Genomic DNA, 15,738 nt, shown 5'->3' on the forward strand with positions numbered 1-15,738 from the left:
CGCCCCTGTATTTGCGCATACTACAACTGGAAAGAGACACCGGATGGAATTAAACGCGACACTGGCGAAATCACTCGGGGCGGCCGGGAAGCTCAGGAACCTCATAATATTCTACGCCGCCGTCCATGTGATATTCCTCTTCTTCGGACAATGGATGGTGGCACAGGGATACCCGGGCGTAATCGAGCTCCGGGAAGAGCAGTTGAAGGAGATACAGGAGCTCCCGTATCTGAAGCCGCTTACGGGAGCGCTCGCTGAGAACCTCCCGCTCAAGATCCTCTACACTTTCTCTTTCAACCTGGTATTTGGGGCATTTTTCAGCACTACCCTTACGGGCCTCGTATTCTTTTTCCCTTACGTCGTCGCCGTCTGGAGGAGCTTCATAATAGGGATACTCATAGCCGGAATGGACGTGAGCGCTACGATGCTCCTTGTATTCTACGGCACCTTTGTCCTCGAATTCGGGGCATACTGCCTCTCATCCTCGGTCGGGACCGACCTGGGCCTATCCCTCATCTGGCCTGACCGCAAGGGGGCGGCATCAAGGAAAGAGGCGCTCCTCAATGCCGGGAGGAACGGGGCTAGGCTGTATGTGCTTGTAATCATTATTCTTTTCATAGCCGCCATATGGGAGATGGCCCTTCTGCATTACATGGGGCCGATAACGGGCCCTGCCGCCTCCTGATTTTTTTCGCAAAAACCCGTGAAAACCAAGATTTCGCTTGGACACTGCCCCCATATATGCTATAAGGTCTCGTAAACAACAGGTGATAAGGCAGCCTCTAAAATTTGAGGTTTTTCCCGCAATCAAGAAAGGACGGGAATAAAAAGCGGAGCATATATGCGAATATGTGAGCATTTTTATTCCCGGCCTGACATGGAGTCCGGGGAAAAAACCAATTTTTAGAGATTGCCATAAGTTATTTTCCAGCAAAGTCGCTTCTCTTCTCCCCGCTCGGTTTTAAAGGGCCTTCGGCCCCCAATACTGTTTGCCGGATTTCCTGATGGCTGGAAACAATATTTCTGAGAATATCCTCAATATTTACGACCGAATAAGGAGGGCGGCACGGAAAGCCGGCCGCGATCCCGGCGAGATAACTGTCGTGGCTGTCACCAAGATGGTGGAACCCAGAAAGGTCAAGGAGGCCGTTTCGGCGGGCATCCGGGTCTTTGGCGAGAATTATGTGCAGGAGGCCCAGGAGAAGATCGGCAAAGTCAAGGACAAGAAGATAACATGGCACTTCATAGGCCATCTTCAGAAGAACAAGGCGAAGCTGGCAGTAGAGCTCTTTGATATGATCGAGAGCGTGGACTCGGTCGAGCTAGCAAAGGAGCTCGATAAGAGGGCTGCCGGGCCGCTCGATATCATGATAGAGGTGAATATCGCGAGGGAGAAGACCAAGGGCGGGGTAAGCCCGGACGAGGCCGTAAGGCTCGCAAAGGCCGTATCCGGGATGGCGAACCTCCGGCTCAAGGGCCTGATGACCATACCCCCGTTCTTTGAGGACCCCGAGATGTCGAGGCCTTACTTCGCCATGCTCCGGCGCCTTGCCGAGCGCATAAACAAAGAGAAATTCCCCGGCGTTTTCATTAAGGAACTCTCGATGGGCATGTCCAACGACTTCGAGGTGGCCATAGAAGAGGGCGCCACCATGGTCCGGATCGGGACCGCCATATTCGGCAGCAGGGAAACTCAAGTTAAAAAGGCCGCCAAGTCCGCCTGACAGGCTGCTCAAAAAGTTCAAGATGCACGGAGTCGAGGAATTAGGAACGAGGCGTACGCCGAAGTGTCCAATTTTTAAAGACGACGCATTCAAGGACTTTCCAGCAGTCCGATAATCCTGAAAAAATCATGCTCACAAGGAAGACCATAGGCTTTCTCGGAAGCGGGAACCTGGCCGAGGCCCTTATCAAAGGGCTTCTCGCCTCATCCAAGGTAAATCCCGGGCAGATAATCGCAAGCGACAGGATAAACGAACGGCTCATCCACCTCGCCGAAAGCTACGAGGTGAAGGTCCTCAGCAAGAATTTCGAAACCGCGAAGAATGCTGATATAATATTCCTGACGGTCAAGCCCGGCGATGTTGAAGGCGTCTTGAGGGAGATAGCCCCCGAGATAGAGGCCGGGAAGCTCCTCATCTCGACCGCCGCAGGGATTACGACCTCACGGATACTTGAGGTCCTGAAGGAAGCGGGCCTTTCGCATTTTCTGCCGGTAGTGAGGGCCATGCCCAATACCCCTGCCATCGTCCGTGAGGGAGTAACGGCACTTTGCGCCGGGCTCGGAACAGGCGAGCGGCACCTTGAGCTCGCAACCAAGATATTCGGGTCGATCGGGAGGGTGGCCGCGGTAAAAGACGAGTCCATGATGGACGCGGTAACGGGACTGAGCGGAAGCGGGCCCGCCTACGTCTTCCTCTTCATCGAGGCTCTCGTAGACGGCGGGGTAAGGGCGGGCCTTCCGGCGGACACGGCAAAGGAGCTCGCCTTTCAGACCGTCTTCGGCGCGGCGAAGCTCGCGATTGAGAGCCCCATGGACCTCGACGCGCTCAGGCGCATGGTCGCCTCCCCCGGCGGGACCACGGTCGAGGGCCTCCGGCGGCTCGAGGAGGGCGGCTTCAAAGAGACGGTCGCTTCCGCCGTAATCGCGGCGGCGAAAAGGGCAAGGGAGCTTTCAGGGGGGAAATAGGCCCGAAGCTCCCGTCAGTCATCAAGCTTAAAAAAGACAAAACCACATAATAAGGAAGATTGAATGTTCATGCTGGCCAATATCATAATCGGGCTCACAAAGGTGCTGGATACGGTCCTGACCCTTTACTTCTGGGTGATAGTCATAAGGGCCATCATCTCATGGGTGAACCCGGACCCCTACAACCCCATTGTAAAATTCCTCTACCAGATAACCGAGCCGGTCCTTGGCCGTGTCCGTAGATACATACCCTATCTGGGCGGGATAGATATCTCCCCTCTCGTTGTGATTTTAATCATATACTTCATACAGGCCGGCATAATACCCTCCTTGTACGAGCTTGCCAACAGGCTCAAGACAGGAGGAGGCTTCTGATGAAAATAACCGCGCTCGAGATAAAGGGACACGCATTAAGGAAGCGCTTCAGGGGATACGACGTAAAGGAAGTGGAGGAGCTACGCGATGCCGCTTCCGAGGCCCTGGCCGGGGCGGCCAAGGAGATAATGGACCTGAAGGAGAAGCTCGAGGAGGCCGGGGAGCGCATACGCGAGTACGCCTCAAACGAGAACGTCCTTCGGGAGGCCATCACCACGGTCCAGAGGATGGCTGAGGAGATGAAATCGAACGCCAAGAAAGAAGCGGAGATACTCCTTGCCGAGGCAAGGCTCCAGGCAGACGAGATAATCAGGCAGGCCCATTCCCGTTCATCCGCGCTCCAAGATGAGATATTCAGGCTCCGGAAGCAGAGGAAAGAGCTCGAATCCTCCATAAAGTCCGTAATAGAATACCACTCCTCCATCCTCCTCCTTGAAGAGGAAGAGGCCAGAAAGGCCGATGAGGAATCGGACAAGCTCAAGTTCCTCCCGAAATAGCGCTTCATATGTCACGCCCGCCGAAGGAGGCGCGTCCATAAGGGTGAGGCTCAAGCCGCGTTCTTCCAGGAACATGGTCGAGGGCGCCGAGGAGGGCTCGCTTAGGATAAGAATAACGGCCCCGCCTGTAGAGGGCGAGGCGAACAGGGCCCTCATAGAGTTCCTCTCCGGGATTACCGGCATAAGAAAAAGCGCCTTCCATATAGAGTCCGGCCTCAAATCCAGGGAAAAAAGGGTCTTCGTTGCCGGGGCGTCGGCCGCGGAGCTTGAAAAGGCCATCTCGTCCAGGATTTCGTAAATTCAAAATCCAACCAGACCTGAACCGTATTGATTGAGAGAAAGGCCTTTTTACGCGCTGCCGCGCGTTTTGGGCATAAGGCTCCGCACTCTTTCCGCCTTCAGCCTCCAGCCTCGGCCCTTAAGTCGCTCGGCCTTTGGCCTCGCTCCTGCAGCCCCGCCTCGCCCGCCCTCCTCCATCCCTATGTTCGCTCCGCCTTATGCCCGGTTTATTTCTGAAAGACAAAACAAAAATGTTTTTTTGTATTTTCAACAAACCCCGGAGGGTAAGGCGAGCGTAGCATAAAGGAGAAATAGCGTGAACGGGACGGGATTATAGGAGAGAAGCGACTTCAGAGGCCCTGTTCACGGGGTCGGGGAGGGGGCTAACGCGAGCCCCTCAAACCGCACGGAAGTACGGAAAGGGCCTTTTGCTACGACTTTCGAATGTTAATTGCCGGTGGTAACCGGGTTTGCACGGTGTTATAATGTACCCTGCCCGGCCTTCCTACTGTAAGCGGAAGCGGCTCTGGGGTTTAAAGGAGATGCTAATGGACGGCATAATCTGTCCCGCGCCCTGGAACAGCCTTCATTTTTTCGAGGCCGGGCGAGTATTCACCTGCTGCACCGGATGGGTAAAGTCGCCGGTAGGGAGCCTTCAGAAGCAGACCATCTCCGAGATCTGGAACGGTCCGGAGATCCAGTCCATGAGGAAGAAGATGCTCGAAGGGGCATGGCGTGAGATATGCCGCCCATCATGCCCGTTCATCCAATGGCACCTCTCCGGCGGCAGGCTCATAAAATTCGCCGACCTTGAAAAACACGGAGTTATACCGGCCGCCGCGGACGAGATACGGGCCGGCAAGACCGTCATCTCTACACCGCCAACCGTATTCAACTTCTCCAATTCCGGCTACTGCAACCTCAAGTGCATCATGTGCAACACGAATCTCAAGGAGGACAGGGAACTCCTTGAGAGGGCCTATAACGACTTCATAACATATCTCCCTACGGCGCGGGAGGTGGTCCTGAGCGGGTGGGGAGACCCCTTCGCGAGGCCGGACACGCGTAAGATACTCACCGAGTTCGACGGAAGCCGCTATCCTGACCTGAAATTCAGCCTCATAACGAACGGGCTACTCCTAAAGAGGTACTGGGACAGGATTAAGCACCAGAACTTCGCCGGGATAAACATCTCGGTCGACGCGGCCACAAAGGAGACATACGAGAAGATACGGGTGGGCGGCAGGTGGGAGGACCTCCTCGAAAACCTCGAACTGGTAAAGGACAACAGGAAGAGGTTCAGCGATGTCGTCATAAACATGACCGTCATGAGGGCCAACTACATGGAGATACCGGCTTTCGTGGACTTCGGTGAAAGCTACGGCTTCAATGTGGTCTTCCAGAAGATAACAGGGAGGTGCGGGGACCAGAACTTCTTCCTGCACGGGGACAGGAAGTTGATCGCCGAGGTAAAGGCGATGCTCCAGGAGATACAGGCGTCCAGGAAGGCGAGGAAGATCTCCGTGGACGTCGAATCGAACTTCGGAAACCTCCTTTCAGGAGAAAACCTGGATGGGGAAAAGCGCCTCCACGCGCTCCTCAATTACTGGGGCTGGAGGCTTACGGCGCCGGTATCGAAGGCGATGGGGCTTCTGAAGGGGAAAACCGGCACTGATAATTTTTCAGACAACTGAACCACTACGGCTGAAAGGCGGGGGGATTTTAGAGTCCCATAACGAGACATTAAAAGGCTTTAAAAGAAGAGGGGGGGGGTGAATCGCCCCCCCCTCTTTGAGTTCATAACAGAATCTTATCAGCCTTCGCTGAAGCCCTTCAAGAGCTTGGCCCTCGTGGGGTGCCTGAGCCTCCTTATGGCCTTGGCCTCTATCTGGCGCACCCTCTCTCGCGTGACGCCGAGGACCTTCCCCACCTCTTCAAGCGTATAATCCTGCTTCTCGCCAATTCCGAACCTCATCCTCAAGACCTTCTCCTCTCTCGGGGTAAGGGTCTCGAGGACCGAGTTCGTCTGGTCCGAAAGGTCCTTCTCTATGGCCGCGTCAGAAGGCGAAGGGGACTTCTCGTCCTCGATAAAATCGCCAAGCGAGCTCTCCTCGTCGTCGCCGATGGGCGTCTCGAGCGAGAGGGTCTGCTTCATGAGCCTCAGGATGCGCCTGACCTTCTGGATGGGTATGTCCATCCTCTCGGCTATCTCTTCGGGGTAGGGCTCCCTGCCGAGCTCCTTAAGGAGTTGCCTCGATGTCTGCAGCAGCCTGTTAATGGTCTCTATCATGTGGACCGGGATCCTTATGGTCCTCCCGTGGTCGGCTATGGATCTCGTGATGGCCTGCCTTATCCACCATGTAGCGTAGGTCGAGAACTTGTAGCCCTTCTTGTAGTCGAATTTGTCGACGGCCTTCATGAGGCCGATATTGCCTTCCTGGATGAGATCCGAGAACTTGAGCCCCAGGTTCACATATCTCTTTGCGATGGAGACCACGAGCCGGAGGTTCGCCTCAATGAGCCTCTGCTTGGCTTCCCACATGTTGAAGTCGTGTATTTTTACCTGCCTTGCGAGCTCGCGGAGGTCGCCCCTCTTCATCTCTAGGCGCCTCATTATCTTTCTTATGCGGGCCTTGGCGCGCTCCTGTTTCCTGGGGCCCTTTTTCGACTCCTCGCGCTCAATAAGGTGCTCGAGGCGGACTATCCTCTTTACAACGCGCCTGATGATGTTGGCGCTGAGGTTCATGTCCTTAAGGAGCTTGTAGGCGCTATCGGGTTTGCGCCTCCTGAGCCTTTCGAGCTTGGCAAGTACTTCGTCGGTCGCGGCGGTTGCCTCTTCGGCCTGGTTCTCCTCAACCTCTTCCTCTATGAGGTCGCGGAGCGACGCCTTGCCTGCTCTTACGCGGCCCACAAGCCTCAATATCTCTATAACCGCAAAGGGGCTGGAGAGGGTGAGCCTGCGGAGTTCGTTCCTGCTCTCCTCTATCCTCTTCGCGTATACGATCTCCTCTTCGCGCTTAAGAAGCGGCACCGCGCCCATCTCGCGCATGTAGATCCTGACCGGGTCCTCGACCCGCTCCACTTCCTCCACCTCGAACTCGCGCGGCTCCGCCACTTCCTGGGCCTCCGGGCCGCCCTTTTCAGCGCTGTCCACAACGTCTATTCCGAGCTCTCCGAGGGTCTCAAGCAAGTTGTCCATCTCCTCCACAGAGAAATTGTCCTGCGGGAACGCGTCGTTTATTTCATCATAGGTGAGGAACCCCTTGTCCTTCCCTATGTCGATAAGACCCAAGAGTTCCACGCTCTGGTTATTTCCTGCTTTTTTGCTCATAAACCCTTCCTTTACTTGCCTTTCCCTGGACATAAAAATTATTTAATCCTAACATAACTATAGGACAAATGTCAAGCCCCGTCAAGCCATGCCAAGTTACCGATTTTACGCTCTTTTGGGCGGTCCCGCTTGACCTTGCGGCGCGATTGTGTTAAAGTTTTTAATTCTAACCCATTGTCATTATAAGCTTTTTTACAGTATCGGTCAGTGACTTATGTTGCGTAACCGCACGTCATTTAAATATGAAGTTTATGGACGGAGGAGCAATCGGTAAAAACATTCCCAGAGCCCTCGGGGCGCTGGCCCTCGCGCTATTTTTATTGATCGCAGGCTGCACGCCCAACGACCCTTACCGCCCGTCCGAACGGGGTAAGAACATCTTCTACACGACCTTTTTCGAGCCTCCCAAGCACCTCGACCCCGGCCGCGCCTACAGTTCCGATGAATACGACATAATCGGGCAGATATACGAGCCCCCGCTCGAATACCATTACCTGAAGAGGCCTTATGAACTTCAGCCCCTCGCGGTCGAGGAAGTCCCGGACCCCGTCTATTTCGGCAAGGACGGGCATAAGCTCCCCGACGGAGCGCCGGCCGAGGCCGTGCACAGGGCCGTCTACGAGCTAAAGGTGAGGGACGGGATACTCTACCAGGACCACCCTGCCTTTGCCCTGGACCGGGACGGAAAGCCTCTTTATCAGGGCGTTGAGGAAAACGAGATCGGCGGGATAAAGGGGGTGTCGGACTTTCCGGTAAAGGGCACGAGGGAGCTTACGGCCGACGACTTTATCTACCAGATAATGAGGCTCGCGGACCCGCAGGTCGAAAGCCCTGTACTCTCCATTCTCGAAAAATATATACTTGGGCTGGAAGAGTACGCAAAGGCCCTCCGGGCCGACCTCGAGGAGATAAGGTCAGAGAGGCGGGCCGAAGCCGGCTTTTCCTACAACCAGGCGGCTGACGAGAAAGAGAACCCCATTATCCTCGATTACTGGAAGCACCCCCTTCCCGGGGTCGAGAAGGTAGACGACCATACCTTCAGGATAGTCTTGAAGACCAAGTACCCGCAGTTCGTCTACTGGCTCGCAATGCCCTTTTTCGCGCCCATGCCGAGGGAGGCCGCCGAGTTCTACAAGCAGGGCGCGCTCATCGACAGGAACATGACCCTCAACAGGTTTCCCGTGGGCACTGGCCCGTACATGATGGAGACCTTCAACCCGAACATGGAGATAGTGCTCGTAAAAAACGGGAACTACCGCCACGATCCCTTTCCTGCCGAAGGCGAGGAGGGCGACACTGAAAAAGGGCTCTTAAAGTATGCGGGAGAGGGCCTTCCCTTCATAGAGAAGATAGTCTTCAAGCTCGAAAAGGAGGCTATCCCCAGGTGGAACAAGTTTCTCCAGGGATATTACGACAACTCCGGCATAAGCTCCGAGAGCTTCGACCAGGCCGTCTCCATAGGGAGCGGCGGAAGGCCCGAGCTTACCGATGACATGCGGGAAAGGGGCATGAGGCTCCTTACGTCAGTCCGTCCCTCCATCTATTATTCCGGGTTCAACATGCTCGACGACGTCGTGGGGGGCTACTCGCCCGAAAAGCAGAAACTCCGGCAAGCCATCTCCATAGTGCTCGATTATGACGAGTTCATCTCCATTTTCAATAACGGGAGGGGCATAGGCGCCATGTCCCCGCTCCCGCCGGGCATATTCGGATACAAGGAAGGCAAGGAAGGCATAAACCCGTACGTCTATGATTGGGACCACGCAAGGAAAAAGCCGGTGCGGAAATCCCTCGAAGAGGCGAAACGGCTCATGGCGGAGGCAGGCTACCCCGGCGGCAGGACCCCGGGCGGCAGGCCGCTCGTCATCACCTTCGACAACGCCTGGACAGGGGCCGACTCTACACCGCTCATAAACTGGTACATAAAGAAGTTCGCGCTCCTCGGCATACAACTCGAAAACAGGACTACCGACTACAACCGCTTCCAGGAGAAGATGTTCAGGGGCAACTTCCAGTTCTTCTCCTGGGGCTGGAACGCCGACTACCCGGACCCGGAGAACTTTTTCTTCCTCCTTGCGGGCCCGAACGGCAAGGTGAAATTCCAGGGCGAGAACACTGCCAACTACTCCCATCCGGAGTTCGACATGCTCTTTAAAACAATGGAGAACATGGAGAACGGTCCGGCCCGGCAGAAGGTCATAGACGGGATGAACGAGATACTGAGAAGGGACGCGCCCTGGGTATGGGGATACCACCCCGTTGCGTTCTCCCTTTTCCACGGCTGGGTAGAGAACGTCAAGCCCAACCCCATGTCGAACAACACGATGAAGTACATAAAATTAAACGCGGAGAAGAGGCAGGCGGCCAGGGACGAATGGAACAGGCCGGTCATATGGCCGGTGGCGGCGCTCATCGCCGTAATAATCATAGGGTCGCTCCCGGCCATAATAACCGTCCGGAGGAGGCGCGGCCTCGGCAGAAAGGCCTGAGCACGGCAAGATGCTATCGTACATCGTAAGAAGGATACTCTACGCCATCCCCATAATAATCGGCGTGAACGTGCTGACGGCGCTCCTATTCTTCTACGTCAACACGCCCGACGACATGGCCAGGAAGGTGCTCGGCGATAAAAACGTCACGCCTGCCGCTGTCGAGAACTGGAAAAGGGACCACGGCTATGACCTCCCGGCGTTCGTGAACACGGAGGAGCCGGGCATAAGGAAGGTAACGGAGACGGTCTTTTTCCAGAAGTCCGTGCCGCTACTCTGGTTCGACTTCGGCAGGTCCGACAGGAACAACATCGACATCAGCCAGGAGATACGGACGCGCATGTGGGCGAGCCTCGCCATAAGCGTCCCCATGTTCATGGCCGGGGTGGCGGTTAACCTCTTTCTAGCCATGATGCTCGCCTATTACCGGGCCACCTACATAGATATCTGGGGAGTCATTCTGGCGGTCGTCCTCATGTCCGTATCGACCCTCTTCTATATCATAGGCGGGCAGTACATATTGGGGAAGCTCCTCCGGCTATTCCCAATTTCGGGCTTTGACGCGGGGCTCCATTCCATGAAGTTCCTGGTGCTCCCGGTCATAATAGGAATCATCGCCTCCATAGGCACTGGGGTCCGCTTCTACAGGACAGTGTTCCTTGAGGAGATAAACAAGGACTACGTAAGGACCGCCAGGGCAAAGGGGCTCACCGAAGGCAGGGTGCTCTTTAAGCACGCGCTCAAGAACGCGATGATACCGGTCCTCACGAACGTGGTCGTATCCATACCGTTCCTCTTTTACGGGAGCCTCATACTCGAGACCTTCTTCGCCATACCCGGGCTCGGGAGCTTCACCATAGACGCCATACAGTCCCAGGACTTCGCCATAGTGAGGTCCATGGTATACCTTGGCTCGATACTCTACATAATCGGGCTCATAATGACGGACATAAGCTATACGCTCGTCGACCCCCGGGTCAGGCTCGAATAGGAATAAAATGCCTGTAATTCTCGCGACAGATTTCATAGTCTTCTTCCTCGCCGGAGCGATAGTCTACTTCGTTATTGCCGTAAGAAAGGACGGGGCGGCAGCTTCCGCCTGGCGGGAGATAAAGAAGAACAGGCTCGCCCTTGCCTGCATGGCGATGCTCGCGCTTTATTTCTCGGTCGCACTCATGGACAGCGTCCGCTACAGGGACCCGGTGATAACCGAAGATAGCGTCCAGGCCACGACCGAGAGCGGCGCAGCGATTTATAGCGCCCAGGCCCTGAGCCTCCTTGACAGGGCGTTCGTGGGCATGAGGAACAATACCGAGAAGACCTACTCGGCCCCGTTCGCAAAATACCTCTTTCTAAAAGAGAATGTGGAGATGCCGGACGGGACGACGGTACGGGAGTATCCGCCTCTTAAGCACCCGGGCGCGCACTGGCTCGGGACCGACAAGGTCGGAAATGACGTCCTCTATAACGCCCTTAAGGGCGTGAGGACCGCGGTCGTCATCGGCGCGGGCACGACCCTCATAATAGTGCCCTTCGCCATATTCTTCGGAGTGGTTGCAGGATATTTCGGCGGCTTGCTCGACGACGTCGTCCAGTACATATACACGACCCTCGCCTCGATACCCGGCGTGCTCCTCATAGTCGCGTTCATGCTCCTTTTCGGAACATCCGGCTACCAGGGCGGGCTCATATCTGAGGGGCAGCTGAGCCTCGGGGTCTTCGTCTGGAACGACCGGCTCTTCTGGCTCGCCCTCATACTCGGCATCACCTCGTGGACCGACCTCTGCAGGCTTATTCGGGGAGAGACTTTGAAGCTCAGGGAGCTCGAGTACGTGCAGGCCTCAAGGGCCTTCGGAGTATCGAGGCCCGGCATAATTTACAGGCATATCGTTCCGAACGTCATGCACCTGGTGCTCATAACATTCGTCCTCCAGTTCAGCGCCCTGGTGCTGGCGGAGGCCATATTGAGCTACATAGGCATAGGCGTGGGCCCGCAGATGGGGAGCTGGGGCAATATGATAAACACCTCCAGGCTGGAACTCTCGATGGACCCGGTCGTCTGGTGGAATCTCACGGCCTCGTTCCTGTTCATGTTCGGGCTCGTGCTACCGGCGAACATATTCGGTGACGCGGTAAGGGACGCGCTCGACCCGAGGCTCAGGTACAGGTAGCACATTTATTATTGTCATTCTGAGGCGAAGCCGAAGAATCTCGGCGCTGATGAACCAATTAAGAGATTCTCCGTCGACTTCGCTCCTCAGAATGACAGACAGAAAACGACTGACATGGAACCTGTCATAAAGGTAAAAGACCTCCGCGCCTATTTCAAGACCCCCAAGGGGCTTGCAAGGGCGGTCGACGGCATCTCATTCGAGATACCCAAGGGGGGGACCTTTGCCCTGGTCGGAGAATCGGGTTGCGGAAAGTCCGTTACCGCGCTCTCGCTCATTCAGCTCGTCCCAGAGCCCGCGGGCTACATAGCCGGAGGGGAGATAATCCTTAACGGCAGGGACATAGTCCCGCTCGATGAGCGATCAAAGAGGGAGATACGCGGCAACAAGATATCCATGATATTCCAGGAGCCCATGACCTCCTTGAACCCGGTCTTCACCGTAGGCGACCAGCTCATGGAGACCATCGTCCTCCATCAGGGGAAAAGGAAGGGGGAGGCAAGGAAGGCCGCCGTCGAGATGCTCGAAAAGGTGCACCTACCTGAGCCCGAGAGGCTATTTGGCGAGTACCCCCACAGGCTCTCAGGAGGGCAGCGCCAGAGGGTCATGATAGCCATGGCCCTTTCCTGCAGGCCAGACCTCCTCATTGCCGACGAGCCCACGACCGCCCTCGACGTCACCATCCAGGAGGAGATATTAAAGCTCATAAGGGAGATGAAGGATTCCCTCGGCACGGCCGTCCTCCTCATAACCCACAACATGGCCCTGGTCTACAGGAACGCGGACATGGTAGGGGTGATGTACGCGGGAAAGCTCGTGGAATCCGCATCCACGCAGGGGCTTTTCCGTAACCCCATGCATCCGTACACCATAAAGCTCCTTCGCTCCATACCCGGCCAGGAGAAGAGGGGCAAGGCCCTTGATACCATTCCCGGCGCAGTGCCCTCGGCGGTCTCCTACCCCGCCGGATGCCATTTTTCGGGCAGGTGCCCGAGGGAGATGGAAGGGTGCGCCTCAATAGAGCCGCCTCTTATTGAGAGGGCCCAGGGCCATTCGGTCGCCTGCCACCTGCACGACCCGGGCTTCATGAGCCAGCCTCATTCCAGGCCCCTGAGGCAGGAGCCGGACGCGCTCCCTCCCCTGGCGGTGCCCCCTTCCGAGAGGGAGACCATACTTGAAGTGAGAACTTTGAAGACCTGGTACCCCATAAGGAAGGGCGTGCTTAAAAGGACCGTGGGCCACATAAAGGCCGTGGACGGCATCGACATTTCCATAAGGAAGGGCTCTACGCTCGCGCTCGTAGGCGAGTCAGGCTGCGGAAAGACGACCGCGGGAAAATCCATAATACAGCTCATAAAGCCGACCGGAGGCGAGGTCCTCTATAAGGGCGCCGACATCGCCAAGCTCGGCGAGCGGAGGCTTAAGCAGTTCAGGTCTTCACTCCAGATAATATTCCAGGACCCGTACTCGTCCCTCAACCCCCGGCTCACGGTGAGGGAGACCATAGAAGAGGGGCTACGGGCCGTAAAGCCCGGCATGGGCAAATCAGAGAGGATTGAGAAGGTAAGAAGCGTCCTCGAAAGGGTCGGGCTCGGGCCAGAGGCCATGTCGAGGTACCCGCACGAGTTCTCGGGCGGCCAGCGCCAGAGGATAGGTATCGCCAGGGCGCTTGCGGTTGACCCCGAGTTCATCGTCTGCGACGAGGCGGTATCGGCCCTGGACGTCTCGGTGCAGGCCCAGATACTCAATCTCCTCAAGTCCATACAGAGGGACTTCGGCCTCTCGTTCCTCTTTATAACCCACGACCTCGGGGTCGTCGAGTATATTGCCGACGAGGTGGCGGTCATGCACAACGGAAGGATAGTCGAGCGCGGAACGACTGCCGAGATATTCTCGGACCCGAAGCACGACTACACGAAGAAGCTCCTTTCAGCCGTACCCAGGATAGACAGCCGCCTTGCCGATTTCTGGCATTTGCCGGGGAGTCTCTCTGAAAAGGGCATTGGCTGAACCATTATCGGGAGCGCCTCTCAAAAAGAAAGAGGGGGCTGCTAAAAGCAGCCCCCTCTTTTGCTTTCCAACCCGGTCGGCCTTATTCCGCCAGTTTCTTCTTATTACCCGGCTGCTGCGCTACGACCTTCCCTGCCGCGATCTCGCGGAGCGCCGTCACAACGGCCTTGTTGTCCGATTTTACGAACGAAGGAGAGCCCTTTATGAGATCTCTCGCCCTCTGCGCGGCGAGGTGCACGAGCATGAACCTGCTCGGGACCTCTTTCAAGCAATCCTCTACGGTTATCCTTGCCATTTTAACCCCTCCTTAAAAACAGGCCTAAATTATACATTTTCAAGGGGCCGGTGTCAACCGCCCCTGTTTATCCGACCAGGCCGCCGAAAAGCTCCTTGAGCTTCCCGGCCATCCGGGACGACCTGAATTTTTCGGCTGTTATGATGGCGGAGAACTCCTCGAAGGCCCGCCTCAAATCGTCATTTATTACGATATAGTCGTAATCGACGGCCCTCTTTATCTCTTCGGCCGCTATGCCGAGCCTCCGCCGTATCTCTTCGGTCGTGTCCTTGCCCCTGGCTATGAGCCTCTCCTCGGCCGCCTTGAGCGAAGGCGGGAGTATGAAGACAAATACCCCTCCCTCGAGCTTTTCCTTTACCTTTGCCGCGCCCTGGACGTCTATTTCGAGTATGACGCTTACGCCCTTTTCAAGGAGGTCTTCCAGGTCCTTCCTGGAGGTGCCGTACCGTTTCCCGTAAACGTCGGCGTACTCGAGGAACTCCCCTCTTTCGACCATCCCGGCAAAGGTCTCCTCGTCAACGAACCAGTAGTCTACCCCGTTAACCTCTCCGTGCCTGGGCTTCCTCGTGGTGTAGGATACCGAAATCCTCAAATCGGGAAACCGGCCCGCAGCCATCTTGCAGAGGGTGGTCTTCCCGGAGCCCGAGGGGGCCGAGACTATGAATGCTATGCCGCTCATTTAATTTCTAACCTCTCAGGCCAGCGTCACTCGACGTTCTGGACCTGCTCCCTTATCTTCTCGACCTCGCTTTTCATGTCGATGACGGTCTGTGTTATCTTCACGTCATTGGCCTTTGAGCCGATTGTGTTTATCTCCCTCCCCAGTTCCTGGCAAAGGAAATCTAGCTTTTTGCCGATGGGTCCCTCCGAGGCCGCGAGCTTCCGGAACATCTCGATATGGCTCTTAAGACGTGTCGCCTCCTCGGCCGTGTCGGTCTTTTCGGCGAATATGGCCGCCTCGAGGAGTATCCGCGATTCCTCTATCCTCTCGGCCAGCACCTTCTCCATTTCCGTCTTTAGTCTCTCCCTGTATGCCTCGAGCATCTTGGGTATACGGGCCTCTATGGTGAAGAGGAGCCCTTCAAGTGAATCCGCCCTCGAAAGGAGGTCTGTTTTAAGCGCCTCCCCTTCCCTCGCCCTCCAGGCCTCGACCTGGCCGAGGGCGCTTTCAAGCCCTGCCCGAAGAGGCTCCCAACCCTCGTCCGTTACCGAGCCCTTCCTCTCGAAGGTGAAGATGTCCTTCTGCCTCATTATCGCCGAAAGGTCCAGCTCGCCCTTGACCCCGAGAGCGGACTTGAGCTCGGCGGCGGCGTCCATGTAGAGTTTCGCCATCTGGAGATTGAGCCTCAAGGGCGGCGCCTCTGCCGAGACCGGGATTATGTGGACCGAGAAGGAGCCCCGAGCGAACCGCTTCTTTATCTCGTCGCGAATCCTTGTCTCAAACGGAGAGAACCTCTCGGGCGCCCTCATCGAGATGTCGATGAACCTGTGGTTAAGGGCCTTTACCTCTATTGTATAAAGGTCTCCGCCGATAGTGAAATCGCCTTTGCCCCAGCCTGTCATTGACCTTGCCATGCCGCACCTTTTAAATGATTAAACGAA

Annotated in this window: 15 protein-coding genes; 11 read left to right on the plus strand and 4 right to left on the minus strand. The window is 56.2% G+C overall.

All coding sequences use genetic code 11. The features are described 5' to 3' along the window. Window positions 1-43 precede the first annotated feature (43 nt). From K8I01_07700 to K8I01_07730, 7 genes are all read left to right on the plus strand, one after another. Complete coding sequence (locus tag K8I01_07700; protein ID MBZ0220299.1) at window positions 44-685, plus strand: stage II sporulation protein M; 642 nt, start codon at window positions 44-46, stop codon at window positions 683-685. 319 nt (window positions 686-1,004) lie between these two features. Further along, window positions 1,005-1,724, plus strand: coding sequence for a YggS family pyridoxal phosphate-dependent enzyme (locus K8I01_07705; GenBank protein ID MBZ0220300.1), 720 nt, complete (start codon window positions 1,005-1,007; stop codon window positions 1,722-1,724). Window positions 1,725-1,852: 128 nt separating this feature from the next. Next, window positions 1,853-2,689: a pyrroline-5-carboxylate reductase gene (gene proC / locus K8I01_07710; GenBank protein MBZ0220301.1), complete on the plus strand. Its 837-nt coding sequence runs from the start codon at window positions 1,853-1,855 to the stop codon at window positions 2,687-2,689. Window positions 2,690-2,752: 63 nt separating this feature from the next. After that, window positions 2,753-3,064, plus strand: coding sequence for a YggT family protein (locus tag K8I01_07715; GenBank protein ID MBZ0220302.1), 312 nt, complete (start codon window positions 2,753-2,755; stop codon window positions 3,062-3,064). After that, entirely contained in the window at window positions 3,064-3,561 is a 498-nt protein-coding gene (locus K8I01_07720) for a DivIVA domain-containing protein (GenBank protein ID MBZ0220303.1), read from the plus strand. The genes K8I01_07715 and K8I01_07720 overlap by 1 nt, the downstream gene beginning before the upstream one ends. A gap of 43 nt (window positions 3,562-3,604) precedes the next feature. Continuing rightward, a complete protein-coding gene (locus K8I01_07725; GenBank protein MBZ0220304.1) occupies window positions 3,605-3,859 on the plus strand; it encodes a DUF167 domain-containing protein in 255 nt (84 codons plus the stop codon). 529 nt (window positions 3,860-4,388) lie between these two features. Next, window positions 4,389-5,534: a radical SAM protein gene (locus tag K8I01_07730; protein MBZ0220305.1), complete on the plus strand. Its 1,146-nt coding sequence runs from the start codon at window positions 4,389-4,391 to the stop codon at window positions 5,532-5,534. 119 nt (window positions 5,535-5,653) lie between these two features. Here the strand turns inward: K8I01_07730 and rpoD are convergent, their stop codons facing one another. Beyond that, window positions 5,654-7,171 (minus strand): RNA polymerase sigma factor RpoD, encoded by a 1,518-nt coding sequence (rpoD, locus tag K8I01_07735; GenBank protein MBZ0220306.1) that lies wholly within the window; start codon window positions 7,169-7,171, stop codon window positions 5,654-5,656. 251 nt (window positions 7,172-7,422) lie between these two features. Between rpoD and K8I01_07740 the strand changes: the two genes are divergently transcribed. The 4 genes from K8I01_07740 to K8I01_07755 all read left to right on the plus strand — a co-directional run bounded on the left by K8I01_07740 (window position 7,423) and on the right by K8I01_07755 (window position 13,841). Then, on the plus strand, window positions 7,423-9,660 hold the full coding sequence (locus tag K8I01_07740) for an ABC transporter substrate-binding protein (GenBank protein ID MBZ0220307.1): 2,238 nt from the start codon (window positions 7,423-7,425) through the stop codon (window positions 9,658-9,660). Between the two features lie 10 nt (window positions 9,661-9,670). Continuing rightward, window positions 9,671-10,651 carry an ABC transporter permease gene (locus K8I01_07745; GenBank protein ID MBZ0220308.1) on the plus strand — a complete coding sequence of 327 codons (981 nt, stop codon included), beginning with the start codon at window positions 9,671-9,673 and terminating at the stop codon, window positions 10,649-10,651. Window positions 10,652-10,658: 7 nt separating this feature from the next. Further along, on the plus strand, window positions 10,659-11,831 hold the full coding sequence (locus K8I01_07750) for an ABC transporter permease (protein ID MBZ0220309.1): 1,173 nt from the start codon (window positions 10,659-10,661) through the stop codon (window positions 11,829-11,831). Window positions 11,832-11,945: 114 nt separating this feature from the next. Continuing rightward, the gene (locus K8I01_07755; GenBank protein MBZ0220310.1) at window positions 11,946-13,841 is read left to right on the plus strand and encodes an ABC transporter ATP-binding protein; all 1,896 of its coding nucleotides are present in this window, start codon (window positions 11,946-11,948) and stop codon (window positions 13,839-13,841) included. A gap of 82 nt (window positions 13,842-13,923) precedes the next feature. On the opposite strand, the gene rpoZ is transcribed toward K8I01_07755, so the two are convergent. The 3 genes from rpoZ to K8I01_07770 all read right to left on the minus strand — a co-directional run bounded on the left by rpoZ (window position 13,924) and on the right by K8I01_07770 (window position 15,711). Then, entirely contained in the window at window positions 13,924-14,136 is a 213-nt protein-coding gene (rpoZ, locus tag K8I01_07760; GenBank protein MBZ0220311.1) for a DNA-directed RNA polymerase subunit omega, read from the minus strand. A gap of 67 nt (window positions 14,137-14,203) precedes the next feature. Further along, complete coding sequence (gmk, locus tag K8I01_07765) at window positions 14,204-14,815, minus strand: guanylate kinase (GenBank protein MBZ0220312.1); 612 nt, start codon at window positions 14,813-14,815, stop codon at window positions 14,204-14,206. 26 nt (window positions 14,816-14,841) lie between these two features. Continuing rightward, on the minus strand, window positions 14,842-15,711 hold the full coding sequence (locus K8I01_07770; GenBank protein ID MBZ0220313.1) for a YicC family protein: 870 nt from the start codon (window positions 15,709-15,711) through the stop codon (window positions 14,842-14,844). Window positions 15,712-15,738 lie beyond the last annotated feature (27 nt).

Source organism: Deltaproteobacteria bacterium (genome assembly GCA_019912665.1).
Classification (GTDB): domain Bacteria; phylum Desulfobacterota; class GWC2-55-46; order GWC2-55-46; family GWC2-55-46; genus UBA5799.

Coding starts and splice junctions, on each gene's coding strand:
- K8I01_07715 (MBZ0220302.1), top strand. CDS start 2,753: ATGTTCATGCTGGCCAATATCATAATCGGGCTCACAAAGGTGCTGGAT.
- K8I01_07740 (MBZ0220307.1), top strand. CDS start 7,423: ATGGACGGAGGAGCAATCGGTAAAAACATTCCCAGAGCCCTCGGGGCG.
- proC (MBZ0220301.1), top strand. CDS start 1,853: ATGCTCACAAGGAAGACCATAGGCTTTCTCGGAAGCGGGAACCTGGCC.
- K8I01_07745 (MBZ0220308.1), top strand. CDS start 9,671: ATGCTATCGTACATCGTAAGAAGGATACTCTACGCCATCCCCATAATA.
- rpoD (MBZ0220306.1), bottom strand. CDS start 7,171: ATGAGCAAAAAAGCAGGAAATAACCAGAGCGTGGAACTCTTGGGTCTT.
- K8I01_07770 (MBZ0220313.1), bottom strand. CDS start 15,711: ATGGCAAGGTCAATGACAGGCTGGGGCAAAGGCGATTTCACTATCGGC.
- K8I01_07705 (MBZ0220300.1), top strand. CDS start 1,005: ATGGCTGGAAACAATATTTCTGAGAATATCCTCAATATTTACGACCGA.
- rpoZ (MBZ0220311.1), bottom strand. CDS start 14,136: ATGGCAAGGATAACCGTAGAGGATTGCTTGAAAGAGGTCCCGAGCAGG.
- K8I01_07755 (MBZ0220310.1), top strand. CDS start 11,946: ATGGAACCTGTCATAAAGGTAAAAGACCTCCGCGCCTATTTCAAGACC.
- gmk (MBZ0220312.1), bottom strand. CDS start 14,815: ATGAGCGGCATAGCATTCATAGTCTCGGCCCCCTCGGGCTCCGGGAAG.
- K8I01_07700 (MBZ0220299.1), top strand. CDS start 44: ATGGAATTAAACGCGACACTGGCGAAATCACTCGGGGCGGCCGGGAAG.
- K8I01_07720 (MBZ0220303.1), top strand. CDS start 3,064: ATGAAAATAACCGCGCTCGAGATAAAGGGACACGCATTAAGGAAGCGC.
- K8I01_07750 (MBZ0220309.1), top strand. CDS start 10,659: ATGCCTGTAATTCTCGCGACAGATTTCATAGTCTTCTTCCTCGCCGGA.
- K8I01_07730 (MBZ0220305.1), top strand. CDS start 4,389: ATGGACGGCATAATCTGTCCCGCGCCCTGGAACAGCCTTCATTTTTTC.